Raw genomic sequence first — 16,622 nt, 5'->3', positions numbered from 1 at the left:
AGCTACGGCAGAACTGCAGGGATTTAGCCGCTGTTTGACTGAGCACGAAAGCGGGAACTTGTGCCGGTGACAACTTCGCGACCGGCTTTCTTTCCGGGGTTGCCCCTCACCCTAGCTCTCTCCCCGTTTTGACGGGGAGAGGGGACGACCTCGGATTTATGTCTGTACCATTGCCGGGATGGAAGGCTGTGGGCGCGTCTATCCCCTTCTCCCCGCGGGCGGGGAGAAGGTGGCCGATAGGCCGGATGAGGGGCTTTTCGGGCATATGGACAACATTGGTAAAGACAAAAAGCCCCATCGCATCGCGATAGGGGCTTCTCGTCAACGCGTTACGTCAGATCAGGCAGCCTTTTCGCTGTCCTTGGTCCAGCTACCCTTAGCGGCGAGATAGTTCATCTCGGCGCGGTGGGTGAAGGCGCGCTGGCCGGCGGCGACGTTTTCCGGCTTGCCGCCCCAGGCCTTCAGCGAGGCGTCCTGCAGGGCGCGGCCGTAGGAGAAGGTGACGTGCCAAGGCAGGTCGTAGCCGTTGATGGCGGAGAGATGCGCGGTTGCTTCTTCCGGCGACTGGCCGCCGGAGAGGAAGGCGATGCCGGGGACGGCGGAGGGAACGGTTTCCTTCAGAACCCTGACGGTGGCCTCGGCGACCTGTTCGACCGATGCCTTGCGTGCCTTCTTGCCGTCGATGACCATGCTCGGCTTCAGGATCATGCCTTCGAGTTTGATGCGGGCTTCGGCGAGTTCCTGGAAGACGATCTGCAGCGTCCAGCGGGTGATTTCCTCGCTACGGGCGAGATCGTGCGTGCCGGGTTCGCCGTCCATCAGGACTTCCGGCTCGACGATCGGCACGATCTTCGCCTGCTGGCAGAGAGCGGCGTAGCGGGCCAGCGCATGGGCATTGGCCCTGACCGAGCCGTAGGTCGGCAGGGCGTCGGAAACGGCGATCACGCCACGCCATTTGGCGAAGCGGGCACCGGCATCGTAGTATTTCGCCAGGCGGTCACCGAGACCGTCGAGGCCTTCGGTGATGGTTTCGCCCGGGAAGCCGGCCATCGGCTTGGCGCCGGTGTCGACCTTGATGCCGGGAATGCTGTCGGCAGCGCGGATGATGTCGACGAAAGGCGTGCCGTCGGCAGCCTTCTGGAAGAKGGTTTCCTCATAGAGGATGACACCGGAGATATACTTCTTCATCGCCTCGTCAGAGCGGAAGAGCATTTCGCGGTAGTCGCGCCGGCTCTCTTCGGTGGAAGCGAGAGCGATCGTGTCGAGACGTTTCTTGATCGTGGCGGTGGATTCGTCAGCCGCCAGCAGGCCTTTGCCACCGGCCACCATCTTTACGGCAATGTCTTCAAGTCGTTCGCTCATTTTCGTTCTCCAAGGCGTTTTCAGTCAGCGACGGGTCATATAAGTCGGCGATAACAGAAGTGAATATAGAGGGAAATGGGCAGCTAAATTATTGAAACGATTGAAATGATTTCAACCGTTTGAAAGTTTGGACTATCACTTTAGCATCCTGTGGAAAGCTGCGAAAGTCCGGCTCGCAGCTCTCCTTTTTCGTATGAAATACGGCTGTTTATTTTTCGGTATGGAGAACAGCGACGCCCGGCAGGACCTTGCCTTCCATCCATTCGAGGAAGGCGCCGCCCGCCGTCGAGACATAGGTGAAATCGTCGGCAACGCCGGCATGGTTCAGAGCGGAGACGGTATCGCCGCCGCCGGCAACCGAGGTCAGCTTGCCGGCCTTGGTGCATTCGGCGGCATATTTGGCGGCCGCGACCGTAGCAGCGTCGAAGGGCGTGATTTCGAAGGCGCCGAGCGGGCCGTTCCAGACCAGCGTCGTTGCGCGCGCGATCCAGGCGTTGACGGCTTCGACCGATTTCGGGCCGACATCGAGGACCATGGCATCGGCCGGAATGGCGTCGATCGAAACGACTTCATTGTCCGCGCCTGCCTTGAATTCGCGGGCGATGACGCCGTCTTCCGGCAGCACGATGGCGCAGCCCGACGTGGCGGCTTCGATCATGATCTGCTTGGCAGTCTCGGCCAGATCATGCTCGCACAGCGACTTGCCGACATTGGTGCCGCGGGCGGCGAGGAAGGTGTTGGCCATGCCGCCGCCGATCACCAGCGCGTCGACCTTCTTCACCAGGTTCATCAGCAGGTCGATCTTGGTCGAGACCTTGGCGCCGCCGACAATGGCGACGACCGGCCGGGCCGGGTTGCCGAGGCCTTTTTCCAGCGCTTCCAGCTCAGCCTGCATGGTGCGGCCAGCATAGGCGGGGAGGTGATTTGCAAGGCCCTCGGTCGAGGAATGGGCGCGATGAGCGGCGGAAAAGGCGTCGTTGACGTAGATATCGCCGTTGGCAGCCAGCTTTTCCGTAAAAGCAGCGTCGTTTTTCTCTTCTTCCTTATGGAAGCGGGTGTTTTCGAGCAGTAGAATATCGCCAGCGTTCATCTTGGCGATGGCGTCGGCCGCCGGAGCGCCGATGCAATCGGATGCGAAGAGAACGGCGTGATCGAGCACTTTTTCGACTGCGGGGATGATCAGGGAAAGCGACAGATCCGGCGACGGGCCATCCTTCGGGCGGCCGAAATGGGCAAGCAGGATGACCTTGGCGCCCTTTTTGGACAATTCCAGAATGGTCGGTGCCACGCGCTCGATACGGGTTGCATCGGTGACTTTGCCGTCCTTGACCGGCACATTGAGGTCGACGCGCACGAGCACGCGCTTGCCGGTGATGTCGGTGAGATTGTCGAGGGTTTTGAAGGCTGCCATGAGGAGGATCCAATGCTGTTGGTACCGCGAAGTGCGCCGACCATACTACGGATGATGCGAGACGCAAGGCGTTCAGGCGTCGTTTTTGCCGGTATTGGAATCGGTTGAAACCACCTCTTCGGCGTGTTCGCGGCGCCGGCGCAGGAAGCCGCGAATACCATTCAAAATATCGTGGAGATTGATGAAAATCGGCAGGATCGTCGGCGGTTCCAGCGCTTCCAGCGACATGCCGACCGACTGGATATGGTCATTCTCATCGAGATCGCGGACGATGAGGATAATCTCGCCCAGACGGACACGATCGGCGTAATCGGCCTTGCCGCCGAGGCGCTGACGCATAAGCTCGGCGATGGTCAGCCCCTTTTCCGCTTCGCTCAGAAGCCCTGGTCCATAGGCCGCGTCGAGATCGGCGGCAGGGCGCAGCGGCGAGATCGAGAAGGCGCCGAAGAAATCGGCATCATCCGGATCGACCGGCGCGCGGCTGGCGAACAGGCGGTCGAGAAGGCGCGAATAGCTGGGTGAGATGAAGAGATAGACGAGATCGTTCTCGCGCAGGCGCCCGGCATATTGATAGCGCATCGACTTGCCGTCCCGCACGACGAGCGACGGCATGGCCCAGCGCGGAATGCGTTCGCCGCGCAGAACCGGACTATCCTTGACGACGCGATAGGAAAGCAGCTCATGATTGACCGTGCCCGGGAGGTCGACCTCGACTTTGTCGACTGCGCCCATGCGCGGCGGCACGATGAGGCCGAGCCGACGCGCCATCGGTTTGATCGTCCAGCCTTGAACCAGCAGCGACACCAGCACGACGATGAAGGCGACATTGAAATAGGTGTGGCCGCCCTCGAGATTGCCGAGGATCGGCATGATGGCGAGCAGGATGGAGACGGCGCCGCGCAGGCCCACCCAGGCGACGAACCCCGTCTCCCGTTGCGTGTAGTCGAAAGGCAGCAGACAGAGCCAGACGGCGACCGGCCGGGCGATGAAGATCAGGAACAGCGCCAGCGCCACCGCGGGGAGGGCGATTGCCGGAAATTGCGATGGCGTGGCGAGCAGCCCGAGGACGAGGAACATGATGATTTGCGCCAGCCAGGTCAGGCCATCCTGAAAGCGCTTGATGCTGGCCGAAGCCGGCATCTTGCGGTTTCCGGCGTAAATGCCGGCCACGTAGACGGCGAGAAAGCCGCTGCCGCCGACGGCGCCGGTAAAGGAGAAGACGAGAAGGGCGAGCGCCAGCACGAAGATTGGCGTCAGGCCGCGGTCGGTCTCCAGATGGCTGACGATCAGCACGATCATCATGCCGCCGAGCAAGCCGAGGATGACGCCAAGACCCATCTGCTGGAGGAAGGTGGCGAGCATGACGAGATTGAGGCCGTGATAGCCTTCGCCGCTTGCCAGCAGTTCGACCAGCGCCAGCGTCAGGAAGATCGCCATCGGATCATTGGTGCCGGATTCGACTTCCAGCGTCGATCGCACCTTGTCGCGGATGTTGATGCCGCCGATGCGCAGCAGGAAGAAAACGGCGGCCGCATCCGTCGAAGCCACGATCGAGCCGAGAAGCAGGCCCTGCAGCCAGGTAAAGCCAAGGAGCCAGGTGGCAGCGAGGCCGAAGAGTGCCGCCGTGACAAGAACGCCGGTAGACGCCAGAGCCATGGCCGGCGCGGCTGCCAGTTTGAAGGCCTGGATGGGCGTGCCGTATCCGGAATCAAAGAGGATGATGGCCAGCGCAAGCGAGCCGAGAATATACGCAAGATAGTTGTTGCTGAATTCGATGCCGAGTCCGTCCGTGCCGGCCATCAAGCCGATCATCAGAAAAAGCAGCAGCAACGGTGCGCCGAAACGGAAGGCAAGCAGGCTCGAGAAGGCCGCCAACAGAATTAGGACCGTGCTCACCAGCACGACGACGTAAAATGCCTCCACTCCTTTTTCCCCTTTCCCGCGCGCCCTTGGCCGGGTCGAAGCCCGAAACGTTCGCAATTCTCCCCACTCACTATGCCGCCGCACGCTTAAAATTAGTACATGCAAATATTATTCGGAGAAGGCGCTGGATCGATGCCCGCTCCGACGATTGCGACTTCATGATGTGATGCGTTTCACCAGAACAGTGAAACGGTCCGGAACGTCTTGGGAGAATTCCTGTGAAAAATTTATTTGTAAATCTGGACCATAGCAGGGCAGGGAGAGGGAAGATTCAAGATGTTTTTAGATGATGGAATAATTTACATCGATATCGACTGATGGTATGAATTCCATCATGGAAGCAAAGCTAATCCAGAAGACAAGGCGCCAACTCCGTGAGGGAGCATTCTTCGAAATTGTGATCTGGCAAGTGCCAATTCCTCTGCGCGGTAGCCTCCACACGATAAAATACCGTTTAGCGCTGGTCGTCGAAGGTACGTGTGTGTTGCGCTATGATAACGAGGCCGGCAAGGGCGACCACAAGCATGTGGGTGATACTGAGGTGTCATATCACTTCGAGAATGTCGACAAACTGCTCGCCGATTTCATGCAGGACGTGAAAGGATGGTTCGATGACAACGCTTAAAGTCAGAATAGAGACGTTGGAAGAAACATTGAGCCGTGCGGCAGAGGCGTGGAAATCTGTGGAGTCCGGACAGGAGACGGCGGCGGATGAGAGCCTTGCCTTTGCTTCATGGGATCTGATGCACCGCGTCCTCGCGCCCAAACGCCTTGAAATCCTGCGCGTCATGAGTGGGCAAGGGGCGATTAGCATGCGCGAGGTAGCGCGTCGTGTGGACAGAGATTTCAAAGGCGTCCATGCCGATGTTGAGCTTTTGCTGCGCAACGGTGTGATTGACAGAACAGACGATGGCATCGTCTTTCCCTATGATCGGATACATGTCGAGTTCGATATTGAGGCCGCAGCTTGATCGGCCGCATCAAACATCCACACGCTTGAAATAGCTCGGATAGTCGATCACCAGGCCATCCGCATCGACCGGCAGGTCGACGGTGAAAGCTCTGTCTTCGGCGGCGTAGCGATAGAGTTTTTCCGGCGTGATGCAGGTGTAGCGCTGGCCATCGCGCACCGGCACGAAGCTGTCGGACGGGATATAGAGCATGGCTAGCTTTGCCGTTCCGGCTTCGGGCGTCAGCTCAAGCCGGCGGATCGGCAGGCTGTTGGTGAAGGGGGAGCCATAGAGATCGATATCGATGCAGCTGTCGAATTGCGGCAGGGCAACGCCCTCTTCGGTGTGCCAATGTCCTTTGCCGTCGGAAAGCAGGGCGAGGCGCCGGCCATCGGTGGTTTCGATCGAGAAGGAGAGAACGGTCCAGTCGGCTGCGCAATCGATGCGGTAGAAGACGCCATAGGGCGAACCTCCGCGGCCGCCGATGATGGTGCCACAGGCGCGAATGGCTGCGCCGGTGGCCGCGTCGATGGGAGCGATCGTCAGATGCTCCAGCCCGTCTCCTTCCATGGGACGCCAGCGGACTGTCGTCGGAAGGAGAGGGCGGAAGGCCATGATCAGATCAGCTTGGCAAAAGCGACGGCCGTGTCGGACATGCGGCTGGAGAAGCCCCATTCGTTGTCGTACCAGGACAGGACGCGCACGAAGTTGCCTTCCATGACCTTGGTCTGGTCGGTCGCGAAGATCGACGAGTGGCTGTCATGGTTGAAGTCGCGGGAAACCAGCGGCTCGTCGGTGTAGCCGAGGATGCCCTTCAGCTTGCCGTTTGATGCAGCCTTGATGGCTTCGTTGATTTCGCCGACCGTCGTTGCCTTCTTGGACACGAACTTGAAGTCGACAACCGAGACGTTCGGGGTCGGAACGCGGATCGACGTGCCGTCGAGCTTGCCCTTCAGGTGCGGCAGAACGAGACCAACCGCCTTTGCGGCGCCCGTCGAGGTCGGGATCATGGACAGGGCCGCGGCGCGGGCGCGGTACAGGTCCTTGTGCATGGTGTCGAGCGTCGGCTGGTCGCCGGTGTAGGAGTGGATGGTCGTCATGAAGCCGTGGTCGATGCCGACGGCGTCGTCGAGAACCTTGACCACCGGCACCAGGCAGTTCGTGGTGCAGGACGCATTGGAGATGACCAGGTGCTCCTTGGTGAGCTGGTCGTGGTTGACGCCGAAAACGACGGTTAGGTCGGCGCCGTCAGCAGGAGCCGAAACGATGACGCGCTTGGCACCGGCCGTCAGATGAGCGGCGGCCTTGTCGCGGGCCGTGAAGATGCCCGTGCATTCCATGGCGATGTCGACGCCGAGGTCCTTATGCGGCAGGGTTGCCGGATCCTTGATCGCGGTGACCTTGATCGGCTTGCCGCCGCCAACGATGATGGTGTCGCCTTCGACCTTCACTTCGGCAGGGAACTTGCCGTGGATGGAATCGTAACGCAGCAGATGGGCATTGGTCTCGACCGGGCCGAGGTCGTTGATGGCAACGACTTCGATGTCAGTGCGGCCGGATTCGACGATCGCGCGCAGAACGTTACGGCCGATGCGGCCGAAACCGTTGATGGCAACTTTTACAGTCATAGTGTGTTCACTCCCGTTCACTCAGGGTATTTCTATTGAAATGGAGAGCGCCTTTCGACGCCCTCAGGAAAGCTTTGCCTCGGCGGCGGCGACAACCGCTTCCGTGGTGATGCCGAAATGCTTGTAAACGTCCTTGTAGGGCGCGGAAGCGCCAAAGCTCTTCATGCCGATAAAGGTACCTTCCGGACCGATGAATGCGTCCCAGCCTTCGCGAACGGCAGCTTCGACGGCGATCTTGACCGGCGAGTTGCCGAGCACTTCCTGGCGATAGGCGTCCGGCTGCTCGAAGAAGAGTTCCGTGCAGGGAACGGAAACGACGCGGGTGGAAATACCCTTGCCTTCCAGCGCTGTGCGGGCGGCGACGGCGATTTCGACTTCGGAACCCGAAGCGAAGATCGTCACCTTGGCATCGGCCTTGCCGACKAGCGTGTAGGCGCCCTGTTCGCAGAGGTTCTTCTCGCTGTATTCGGTGCGCGCAGCGAGCAGGTTCTGGCGGGTCAGCGCGAGGCCGGACGGACGATTCTGCGTCTTGATCGCGAGCTGCCAGCATTCCGCCGTCTCAGTGGCATCAGCCGGACGGAACAGCAGGAAGTTCGGAATGGCGCGCAGGCCGGCGATCTGTTCGACGGGCTGGTGGGTCGGGCCGTCTTCGCCGACGCCGATCGAGTCATGCGTCAGAACGTGGATGGCACGAATGCCCATCAGCGCGGCGAGACGCAGCGGCGGACGGCAATAGTCCGAGAAGATGAGGAAGCCGCCGGAGTAAGGGATCAGGCCGCCATGCAGCGCGATGCCGTTCATGGCGGAGGCCATGCCGTGCTCGCGAATGCCCCAGTGGACGTAACGGCCGGAGAAATCGGTCGGGGTGATCGACTTCATCTGGCTGGTCTTGGTGTTGTTCGACGGCGTCAGGTCGGCGGAACCGCCGAGTGTTTCCGGCAGGAAGCCGTTGATGACTTCGAGCGCGTCTTCCGATGCCTTGCGGGTTGCGAGCGTCGGCTTGGTTTCGGCGAGCTTCTTCTTGTAGTCGCTGATGGCGGCATCGAAGCCAGCGGGCAGCTCGCCGGTAAAGCGGCGGTTGAATTCGGCCTTCTTGCCGGCCTCCGCGTTCGCGACGCGGCCTTCCCAGGCGATCCGGGTCTCGACAGACCGCTCGCCGGTAGCGCGCCATTCGGTGAGGAGGTCGTCGGGAATGACGAAAGCGTCATAGGGCCAGTTCAGCGCAACGCGGGTGGCTGCGATTTCCTCGGCGCCGAGCGGCGAGCCGTGAACCTTGTGGGTGCCCTGCTTGTTCGGAGCGCCGAAGCCGATGATCGTCTTGCAGGCGATCAGCGTCGGGCGGTCGGACTGGTGAGCGGCCTCGATAGCTGCGCCGATGGCGGCCTGATCATGGCCGTCGACTTCGATCGTGTTCCAGTGAACGGCCTTGAAGCGGGCGACCTGATCGGTCGAATCCGAAAGCGAAACAGCGCCGTCGATGGTGATGGAGTTGTTGTCCCAGAAGAGGATGAGCTTGTTCAGCTTCAGGTGGCCGGCGAGCGCAATCGCTTCATGGCTGATACCTTCCATCAGGCAGCCGTCGCCGCACATGACATAGGTATGGTGATCCATGAGATCGGCGCCGAATTCTTCACGCAGCTTGCGCTCGGCGATCGCCATGCCGACCGAGTTGGCAATGCCCTGGCCAAGCGGACCGGTGGTGGTTTCGATACCGGTGGCATGACCATATTCCGGATGGCCGGCGGTCTTGGAACCTAGCTGACGGAATTGCTTGAGGTCTTCGACCGACATGTCCGGATAGCCGGTCAAGTACAGCAGCGAATAGAGCAGCATGGAGCCATGGCCGGCCGAAAGCACGAAGCGGTCACGGTTCGGCCAGTGCGGATGCTTCGGGTCGAAGCGCAGATATTTGCTAAAGAGAACAGTGGCGACATCCGCCATCCCCATCGGTAGACCGGGGTKACCGGAATTGGCCTTCTCGACAGCATCCATGGCAAGGAAACGGATCGCATTCGCCATCCGGTCGTGTTGTTCGCGAGAGATCATGGTTTTTCCGCAGGGTTCCGGGTTCGGGGGATGGCCACACGCTTGGGAGGCTGGGCCACCGGTTGAAAGGCGGCCGAAACGGAGAAGTCTTTACAAACTCCGTTTTCACTACTGCCTCAGGCGGCTGAGACATAGCAGTTAGGGCGAGCAAGTCAATAAATCCACGGGCCGATCAGGGGGTGGTGCGGCAATTTTTCGACATTTGCCCGTCGGCTTATACAAAAGACGACATGGGCAAGACAAAGCCCGCCTAAGTCATAAAGGAGACCTTCATCCACAGATTAGGCCCCCTGCCGCATGGCGGCCTTTATTGACGTTCAGTTGCTGAGTTGAATATTGTTGCGAAATCAGTCGAGTGGCCGGATATTTTGATTCGGGCCTTGCACGGGGAATCGAGAGGCATGACACCCTCAGGCAAAACGGTGGATGTGGCGCTCGCTCAGTTGCGCCAGGCGCTTTCGACTTTGGAAGGCGCCGTCGACGGGCGGTTTGAACGTGAACGCGCGCAAAGCGATGTCGAAGGCGAAGTTCGCCGGGTGCATGCGGATCGCTCGCGGCTCGCGCAGGAACTCGACCAGGCCGAGTTCCGGGCGAACCGGCTCGAAGAAGTCAATCGCGAAGTCTCGCGCCGGCTTGTGACGGCGATGGAAACCATAAGAGCCGTGCTCGACCGCTGATCCCTTGGGACGCAGCCGTCGCGATCCGCGGCAATGATCGGAAAGTCTGATGGCGCAGGTAACGGTAACGATCGACGGCAAGGCCTATCGCATGGCCTGCGAAGAAGGGCAGGAAGAGCATCTGACGGATCTCGCCACCCGCTTCGACCGCTATGTCATGCATCTGAAGAGCCAGTTCGGCGAGATCGGCGATCTGCGTGTCACCGTCATGGCCGGCATCATGATCATGGACGAGGTGGCGGAATTGACGCGCCGTGTCTCGGCGCTGGAAGCCGAACTCGAAAACCTGCGCAGCAACCGTGACACCGTGCTTGCGGCCAATGCCCGCAGCGAGGAGACGCTCGCGACCGTCATCGACGAAGTGACGATGCGCATTCGCGGCATCACCGAGAAACTGGCGGTTCGTCCGAGTGCCGAGCCGAACTGAGGCTTTCCTTTATTTACAGGGATTGCGTCGTGGCACCCTCTGGTACAAGGCGAGAATTGTCTTTATATAGGATTTGCGGTCTGCGCTTCCCGACAGGAACCACAATCCCTGGGGCCATACTCGATCCAAAGGGAGCTGTCCCTGACCAGGCCCGTGGGCCTGGACACACGGTGCCCACCTACGTTTGTAGGCGCCCAGGATCGTAAACATCCATCGGTCGTCGTGGATCGCTCTTTCTTTCTCGACCTTAAAGAACAGGCAGCGCCGCAGGGTTCTTGTTGCCCCGCTGACGCCGCTCCTCCCCTTAACGTTTCGCTCCGAGATAGGCGCCGCGCTCGAATTCAGAGCGGTTGGCCGCGCTGCGCAGGCGCAGCAGGTCCTTACGGGCGATGAGGCCGACAAGGACGCCGGTCCGCTCATCGACGACGGGAACGCGGCCGGTATCGGCATGGATCATGATATCGGCGACGCGGCCAACCGTGTCTTCGGGATGAGCGACCGGAATGGATGTATCCGAGATCAGATCATAGAGTGTCTGGCCGGCGAGATCGGGTTGGCCCTGCCATCTCAAGGCATCGGCGCGAGAGATCATGCCGACTAGACGCCCGTCGGTCTCGACGACGGGATAAAAGCGATGGGCATCCGGCTGCTCCGTCAACTGCTTTAGTGCCTCTGCCGCCTGCATCGCGGCGGGAAGCGTATCCACCTTCGCAATCATGATGTCGGCAGCGCGGGTCAGTTCGAACGGATCTATGCCGTATTCGCGCGTGATGTGCTGGCCGCGGCGCGCGATCTTTTCCGTCAGGATCGAGCGCTTCAACAGCAACACGGTGACCGCGTAAGCTGCGACCGTGGCGGCAAGCAGCGGCACGAGCGCATGCATGTCGCCGGTCAATTCGATGGCGAAGAAGGTGCCGGTCAGCGGCGCGCGCATCGTGCCGCCCATCATCGCGGCCATGCCGAGCAGCGCCCAAAAGCCGGGATCTCCGGGCAGGACGAGGCCGATAAGCCAACCGAGCGTGCCGCCGAGGATGAGAAGCGGCGCAAGCACGCCGCCCGACGTTCCCGACGACAAGGCGACCAGCCAGATACCGGCCTTGACCAAGAGAATGGCAACTACGGCAATCGCGACGACATGGTCGTTCAGCAGATCGGAGATGATGTCATAGCCGACGCCGAGCGCGCGCGGCTCGATCAGCCCGCCGAGACCGACGACGAGGCCGCCGAGTGCGGGCCACCACATCCAATGGATAGGCAGTTTCTCGAAGGCGTCTTCGATGCGGTAGAGCAGCGTCGTCAAAAGGCCGGATTGCAGGCCGGAGACAATGCCKAGGCCGGCGGCCAGCAGGATGCCCCACCAGCTTAGCTGCATGTCGAAATGGGCCGGAAAGAGCGGGCCGCTGCCAATGAGCAGGGGCCGCCAGGCGATGGAGACACAGGATGCGATTACCACCGGGATGAAGCTGCGCGGCTTCCATTCGAACAGCAGCAGTTCGACAGCCAGCATGACGGCGGCGATGGGCGAGCCGAAGATTGCGGTCATGCCGGCGGCGGCGCCCGCGACCAGCAGCGTCTTGCGCTCGGCAGCGCTCAGATGAAAGAACTGGGCGAACAGCGAGCCGATGGCGCCGCCGGTCATGATGATCGGCCCTTCCGCGCCGAACGGGCCGCMCGTGCCGATCGAGATGGCGGAAGAGAGTGGCTTCAGCACGGCCACTTTCGGCGACATGCGGCTGCCGCCGATCAGGATCGCCTCGATCGCTTCCGGAATGCCGTGGCCGCGGATCTTTTCCGAGCCGTAGCGCGCCATCAGGCCGATGACGAGGCCACCGATGATGGGCGCGGCCACCATCCAGGGGGAGCGGGCGACGGTGCCGAGCGACAGCGGTTCGACGCTGATCTTGAACAGCCAGACGGCGTTGGTGACAAGCGCGATGAGGTTGATCAGCACCCAGGCCGAGAGAGCGCCGCCGGTGCCCACGACCAGCGCCATGGCCGCAAGCACCAGGACGCGCTTGTCCGTCGTGAAATCCCCATTGTCTTTCCGCGAAGCGCCACCCGAGAAATCATGGGCGGGCCGATGATGTACGTTGATATCCTGCATGGAATGCTTTCTGTGCTAAAGCGCGGCGGCAAATTGGCCGAAACTGCAATGGCAATTATATCGTAATGCGATATAAATCAACGGCTGAAAACAGAATGTATTTGTGAGGAAGATGGAAGTGGCGCGGGATTTGGATGAAACGCTATCGCAGGCGGATTACGAGGCTCTGGCGACACTGCGCTACACGCTCCGCAAATTCATGGATTTCAGCACCTCCGCTGCCCATCAGGAGGGACTGCCGCCGCAGCAGCATCAGGCGCTTCTGGCGATTAAGGGCAACCCAGAGAACGAGACGATGACCATCGGCATGTTGGCGGAACGGCTGCTGATCGCACCCCATACGGCGACCGAATTGGTCGGCCGGCTGATCGATGCCGGCTATGTCACCCGCCATCCCGATCCCGCCGACAAGCGCCGGCAAACGCTGCGGCTGACGGAAAAATCCGAAGAGATCCTGCGTCGGCTGACGGCCATCCATCTGCGGGAAATCCGGGACATGGCGCCGGAACTCATCGATATCCTGACGCATCTGCAGGCGGATGTCGGCGGCAAATGAAGAAGCCATTGCCGTGGATGATCGGCAACGGCGCGCTCGCGGTTATTGACCGAGACGGATGCCGCCGTCGCAGATCAGCGTGTGGCCGCTGGTGAAGCCGTTGCTGATCAGGAAGGCGATGGCTTCGGCGATCTCCCGCGGGCGCCCGACACGTCCAACCGGCGTACGTGCGGCGAAGCCGGCAAAGGCTGGCGCCTTCTGTTCTTCGCCGAGGAAATCCCACCACGGCGTGTCAACGACGCCGGGCGAGACGCAGTTCACCCGGATCGGCTTGAGTTCGACGGCAAGAACTGGCGCAAGGGCGGCGATTGCGGCGTTGACGGCTGCAAGCCCTGCTGTTCCCGGTAAGGCCGCCTGGGCTGAGACGGCGGAGACGAAGGTGATGCTGCCTTCCTTTGAGAGATAGGGAAGACAAGCCTGAGCGCAGGCAAAATGCGCCATCGTCTTCTGCTCGAAACCCTTCTTGAGATCGGCAAGGTCGACGGTTGCGAAGGGGCCACCGCCATTGCCGCCGCCGAGTGCCAGGACGAGATGATCGAAAGGCCCGATCGTCTGGAAAATTCCGGCAAGACCAGTGACGTCGGCGGCGTCCATGACGATCGTCGCGACATCGCCCGAGAGGTTTTGCGCTGCCCGAAGCTTTGCCTCGTCGCGACCTGTAATGGTCACCCGATATCCTTTTTCGAGAAGATGGGCGGCGGTCGCAAGGCCGATGCCGGATGAGCCGCCAATGATGACGGCGTGTTGGGATGACATGGTTCGTCTCCTTGTTGGATGATTGATGGCGGAGATGTCGGGGTCGCTCAGGCGAGACCGGTGAGGTCGTAGCTGAGGGCGCGCGGCCGTTTGCGTGCTGTCGCGTCATAGGCCTGGGCGTTGGCGCGGGAGGGGCGCTGCCCGTCGTAATAGAGGCCGGTGCGTCCTTCGAGGTTGGAGGCTGCTGCCAAGTTGAGAATGGCGTTGGCGCCTTGGTCGACTGTGCTCAAGGGTGTCACGCCTGCCTGGCGCACCATGGTCGTGTCCATGTAAGTCGCGGGGTGCAGGCAATTAACGGTGACGCCGGTGCCTGCCAGTTCCTCGGCGAGATCGAACGTGAACATGATCTGCGCCAGCTTGCTCTGGCAATAGGCGCGCACGCCGCTATAGCCACGCGTCAGCATGACATCGGAGAAGTCGATCGGCTGCTGGCCAGCCGAGGAAACGTTGACGATGCGGGCCGAGCTGCTCGCCTTCAACAGCGGCAGCAGGCTGCGCGTCAGCAGGAAGCCGGCAAGATAGTTCACCGCAAAGCGCAACTCGTGCCCGTCACGGCTGACCTGGCGCCCGGCATTGCCGCTGCTGGTGCCGACACCGGCATTGTTGATCAGAATGTCGAGGCGATCATGGTCGCGCTTGATCGCGTCTGCGAGGACACGGACCTCGTCGAGCGATGAAAGATCGGCGGGATAAAAGGCGGCTTTTCCGCCCGCATTATGAATATTGGAAAGCAGGCTCTCGCCGCGCGCCTTATCGCGTCCATGCACCAGCACCATAGCGCCCGATACAGCAAGCCTTTCGGCAACCCGGCGGCCGACGCCGTCTGTCGAGCCGGTGATCAGGATCGTCTTGCCGCTCATGTCCATCGCAATCACCTCCATTTCATCCATGCAGTGATATTTGGCAGTTTGCGAAAGCGGCAAACAGTTCCGGTTTTATCCTAGTATTCATCCTGCTATGATGAGCCATGACCATCAATCAAAACCAGACCGTTCTCGAAGCTAAACGCCGTGAGTTCGGCGCTTTTCTTCGATCTCGCCGGGAGAAGCTGACGCCGGCAAGCGTGGGTCTGCCGGATGGATTTCGCCGGCGGACGCCGGGGTTGCGACGCGAGGAAGTGGCGCTTCTCGCAGGCGTCGGAGCCACCTGGTACACCTGGCTGGAGCAGGGGCGGGATGTGCGTGCTTCGGCGGAAGTGCTGTCGGCGCTTGCCGATGCATTGCGGCTGGACCCTGCGGAACGACGGCATCTCTTCACCTTAAGCGATCGGCCGTCGGCGGAAATTCCTTCGCGCGGGCCGGAAGAGGTGCCGGAATCCCTGCGGCGGATGCTTGCGAGCCTCACCGGCCAACCCGCCTATGTCCTCGGCCGGCGCTGGGATGTGCTTGCCTGGAATTCGGCGGCGGTGGCTCTTTTCGGCGATTACGGCGCGTTGCAAGGCGATGCGCGCAATAGCGTCCATCGGGTATTTACCGATCCTGCGCACCGCGAGCTGTTGGTCGATTGGGAGATCGTGGCGGCAAATTCGCTCGCCATGTTCCGCGCTGACAGCGCGCGCTACGCAGGCGATCCCGACTTCGAACGGCTGATCGCTACGTTGACGCAGACAAGCCCGGAATTTCGCGCCTGGTGGCCGAAACAGGAAGTGCTGCGGCCGCTCGCAGGCTACAAGCGCTTGCGCCATCCGCAGGGCGGGCTGATGACGTTCGAATATACGGCACTTGCCGTCATCGACCGGCCGGATATGAAGCTGGTCGTCTATACGCCGCTGGATGAGGACGGAACCGGCGAGAAGCTGAAGACACTCCTGGGTCGGAACGCAAAAAGCTGATCGCGCGGCGCGCCAGCGCATAAGGCCCCTGTAACCTCAGCCTTCAAGATCGCTTTTCAGCCGGTCAAGGATCGATAATGCGTGGCCGGCATAGGCGCTGATCCACCGGTCGTGAATCTGCTTGATCGGCAGGCTGTTGAGATGATTCCAGCGCTCACGACCCTCCTTCTTGGCAATTACCAAATCAGCCTCTTCCAGCACCTTCAGATGCTGCATCACCGTGCAGCGGTCCATATCCGCAAAAGTCTCGCAGAGCATGCCGGTCGTCCTCGGTGCCTCCTTGAGCATGTCGAGGATTTCGCGCCTACGGCGGTGCGCCAGGGCTTTGAAAATGAGGTCGCTGTCCGATTCGCTTGACATGTTATGTTTTTATAACATAATGACCTTGATCGCAATGGAGATGAGCACAGCGGAGGAAAACCATGACGTTGAATGTTCGTCTTTCGGGACGCATCGGCCGCAAGGTGGATGAGGTCTTCGATGCAGTTGTCAATCCGAAGAAGCTTTCGAGCTATTTCACCACCGTCGGCGGCGCCAGCGCGCCGCTCGTGGCAGGAACGACCGTGATCTGGTGGAAAAACGCGCCGGTCGAGGTCAGCGAGGTGAAGCCCGACCGACGGATCGTCTTTCACTGGGAAGGCGGCACCGGCGAAGACGGAGCGCGCTACAGGACCAAGGTGGAGATGACGTTCGAACCGCTGGAGGATGGCGGTACCCTGGTGACGATCGAGGAATCCGGCTGGCGCGAGGACGCAGCCGGGCGGCGCGGCACCTATTTGAATTGCGAGGGCTGGACGCAGATGCTTTGCTGCATGAAGGCTTTCGTCGAGTACGACATCAATCTGCGCGAGGGATTCTTCCTGAGCGAAATGCGCGGCGAGCCTGCGGAGGCGCCGGATCGATGAGGCAACAGGCAGCGCTCATACGCTGCTCACCGTTCACCGTCTCAAC

At 61.0% G+C, this 16,622-nt stretch carries 17 protein-coding genes and 1 other RNA gene; 8 read left to right on the top strand and 10 right to left on the bottom strand.

The features are described 5' to 3' along the window. Positions 1–339: 339 nt before the first annotated feature. From QD357_RS27575 to QD357_RS27565, 3 genes are all read right to left on the bottom strand, one after another. Positions 340–1,362, bottom strand: a complete 1,023-nt coding sequence (locus QD357_RS27575) for a class I fructose-bisphosphate aldolase (RefSeq protein WP_414125475.1) — start codon at positions 1,360–1,362, stop codon at positions 340–342. A 208-nt stretch (positions 1,363–1,570) separates the two neighbouring features. Beyond that, on the bottom strand, positions 1,571–2,773 hold the full coding sequence (locus tag QD357_RS27570; RefSeq protein WP_107109129.1) for a phosphoglycerate kinase: 1,203 nt from the start codon (positions 2,771–2,773) through the stop codon (positions 1,571–1,573). A gap of 72 nt (positions 2,774–2,845) precedes the next feature. Further along, positions 2,846–4,696: a potassium/proton antiporter gene (locus tag QD357_RS27565; RefSeq protein ID WP_107109128.1), complete on the bottom strand. Its 1,851-nt coding sequence runs from the start codon at positions 4,694–4,696 to the stop codon at positions 2,846–2,848. A gap of 334 nt (positions 4,697–5,030) precedes the next feature. Here QD357_RS27565 and QD357_RS27560 point away from each other — a divergent pair, with 334 nt between their 5' ends. Together QD357_RS27560 and QD357_RS27555 are read left to right on the top strand one after the other, a co-directional pair. Next, the gene (locus QD357_RS27560) at positions 5,031–5,321 is read left to right on the top strand and encodes a DUF6516 family protein (protein WP_107109461.1); all 291 of its coding nucleotides are present in this window, start codon (positions 5,031–5,033) and stop codon (positions 5,319–5,321) included. Further along, on the top strand, positions 5,308–5,667 hold the full coding sequence (locus tag QD357_RS27555) for a transcriptional regulator (RefSeq protein ID WP_107109127.1): 360 nt from the start codon (positions 5,308–5,310) through the stop codon (positions 5,665–5,667). The genes QD357_RS27560 and QD357_RS27555 overlap by 14 nt, the downstream gene beginning before the upstream one ends. Before the next feature lie 9 nt (positions 5,668–5,676). Here QD357_RS27555 and QD357_RS27550 read toward each other — a convergent pair whose 3' ends face one another. The 3 genes from QD357_RS27550 to tkt all read right to left on the bottom strand — a co-directional run bounded on the left by QD357_RS27550 (position 5,677) and on the right by tkt (position 9,320). Further along, positions 5,677–6,261, bottom strand: a complete 585-nt coding sequence (locus QD357_RS27550) for a putative glycolipid-binding domain-containing protein (RefSeq protein WP_107109126.1) — start codon at positions 6,259–6,261, stop codon at positions 5,677–5,679. A gap of 2 nt (positions 6,262–6,263) precedes the next feature. Further along, on the bottom strand, positions 6,264–7,274 hold the full coding sequence (gap, locus tag QD357_RS27545; RefSeq protein WP_107109125.1) for a type I glyceraldehyde-3-phosphate dehydrogenase: 1,011 nt from the start codon (positions 7,272–7,274) through the stop codon (positions 6,264–6,266). A gap of 63 nt (positions 7,275–7,337) precedes the next feature. Then, positions 7,338–9,320: a transketolase gene (gene tkt / locus QD357_RS27540; RefSeq protein ID WP_414125474.1), complete on the bottom strand. Its 1,983-nt coding sequence runs from the start codon at positions 9,318–9,320 to the stop codon at positions 7,338–7,340. A 401-nt stretch (positions 9,321–9,721) separates the two neighbouring features. Here tkt and QD357_RS27535 point away from each other — a divergent pair, with 401 nt between their 5' ends. From QD357_RS27535 to ssrS, 3 genes are all read left to right on the top strand, one after another. Next, complete coding sequence (locus QD357_RS27535) at positions 9,722–9,997, top strand: DUF4164 domain-containing protein (RefSeq protein WP_107109123.1); 276 nt, start codon at positions 9,722–9,724, stop codon at positions 9,995–9,997. Between the two features lie 49 nt (positions 9,998–10,046). Further along, on the top strand, positions 10,047–10,424 hold the full coding sequence (locus QD357_RS27530; RefSeq protein WP_107109122.1) for a cell division protein ZapA: 378 nt from the start codon (positions 10,047–10,049) through the stop codon (positions 10,422–10,424). Positions 10,425–10,498: 74 nt separating this feature from the next. Then, positions 10,499–10,657: non-coding RNA, 6S RNA (gene ssrS / locus QD357_RS27525), on the top strand. 71 nt (positions 10,658–10,728) lie between these two features. Here the strand turns inward: ssrS and QD357_RS27520 are convergent. Next, entirely contained in the window at positions 10,729–12,528 is a 1,800-nt protein-coding gene (locus QD357_RS27520; RefSeq protein ID WP_414125473.1) for a chloride channel protein, read from the bottom strand. Between the two features lie 118 nt (positions 12,529–12,646). On the opposite strand from QD357_RS27520, the gene QD357_RS27515 reads away from it, so the two are divergent. Next, positions 12,647–13,084 (top strand): MarR family winged helix-turn-helix transcriptional regulator, encoded by a 438-nt coding sequence (locus QD357_RS27515; RefSeq protein ID WP_245407506.1) that lies wholly within the window; start codon positions 12,647–12,649, stop codon positions 13,082–13,084. 42 nt (positions 13,085–13,126) lie between these two features. On the opposite strand, the gene QD357_RS27510 is transcribed toward QD357_RS27515, so the two are convergent. Together QD357_RS27510 and QD357_RS27505 are read right to left on the bottom strand one after the other, a co-directional pair. Then, positions 13,127–13,840: an SDR family oxidoreductase gene (locus QD357_RS27510; protein WP_107109119.1), complete on the bottom strand. Its 714-nt coding sequence runs from the start codon at positions 13,838–13,840 to the stop codon at positions 13,127–13,129. A gap of 47 nt (positions 13,841–13,887) precedes the next feature. Beyond that, on the bottom strand, positions 13,888–14,706 hold the full coding sequence (locus tag QD357_RS27505) for an SDR family NAD(P)-dependent oxidoreductase (protein ID WP_107109460.1): 819 nt from the start codon (positions 14,704–14,706) through the stop codon (positions 13,888–13,890). A 101-nt stretch (positions 14,707–14,807) separates the two neighbouring features. On the opposite strand from QD357_RS27505, the gene QD357_RS27500 reads away from it, so the two are divergent. Then, positions 14,808–15,671 carry a helix-turn-helix transcriptional regulator gene (locus QD357_RS27500; RefSeq protein ID WP_107109118.1) on the top strand — a complete coding sequence of 288 codons (864 nt, stop codon included), beginning with the start codon at positions 14,808–14,810 and terminating at the stop codon, positions 15,669–15,671. A 36-nt stretch (positions 15,672–15,707) separates the two neighbouring features. On the opposite strand, the gene QD357_RS27495 is transcribed toward QD357_RS27500, so the two are convergent. Beyond that, positions 15,708–16,031, bottom strand: a complete 324-nt coding sequence (locus tag QD357_RS27495; RefSeq protein WP_107109117.1) for an ArsR/SmtB family transcription factor — start codon at positions 16,029–16,031, stop codon at positions 15,708–15,710. Positions 16,032–16,093: 62 nt separating this feature from the next. On the opposite strand from QD357_RS27495, the gene QD357_RS27490 reads away from it, so the two are divergent. Further along, on the top strand, positions 16,094–16,576 hold the full coding sequence (locus QD357_RS27490) for an SRPBCC domain-containing protein (protein ID WP_414125471.1): 483 nt from the start codon (positions 16,094–16,096) through the stop codon (positions 16,574–16,576). Positions 16,577–16,622 lie beyond the last annotated feature (46 nt).

The organism is Rhizobium sp. BR 317 (genome assembly GCF_047445835.1).
Classification (GTDB): Bacteria; Pseudomonadota; Alphaproteobacteria; order Rhizobiales; family Rhizobiaceae; genus Rhizobium; species Rhizobium paranaense.
This window is presented reverse-complemented; position numbering and strand designations above follow the sequence as displayed.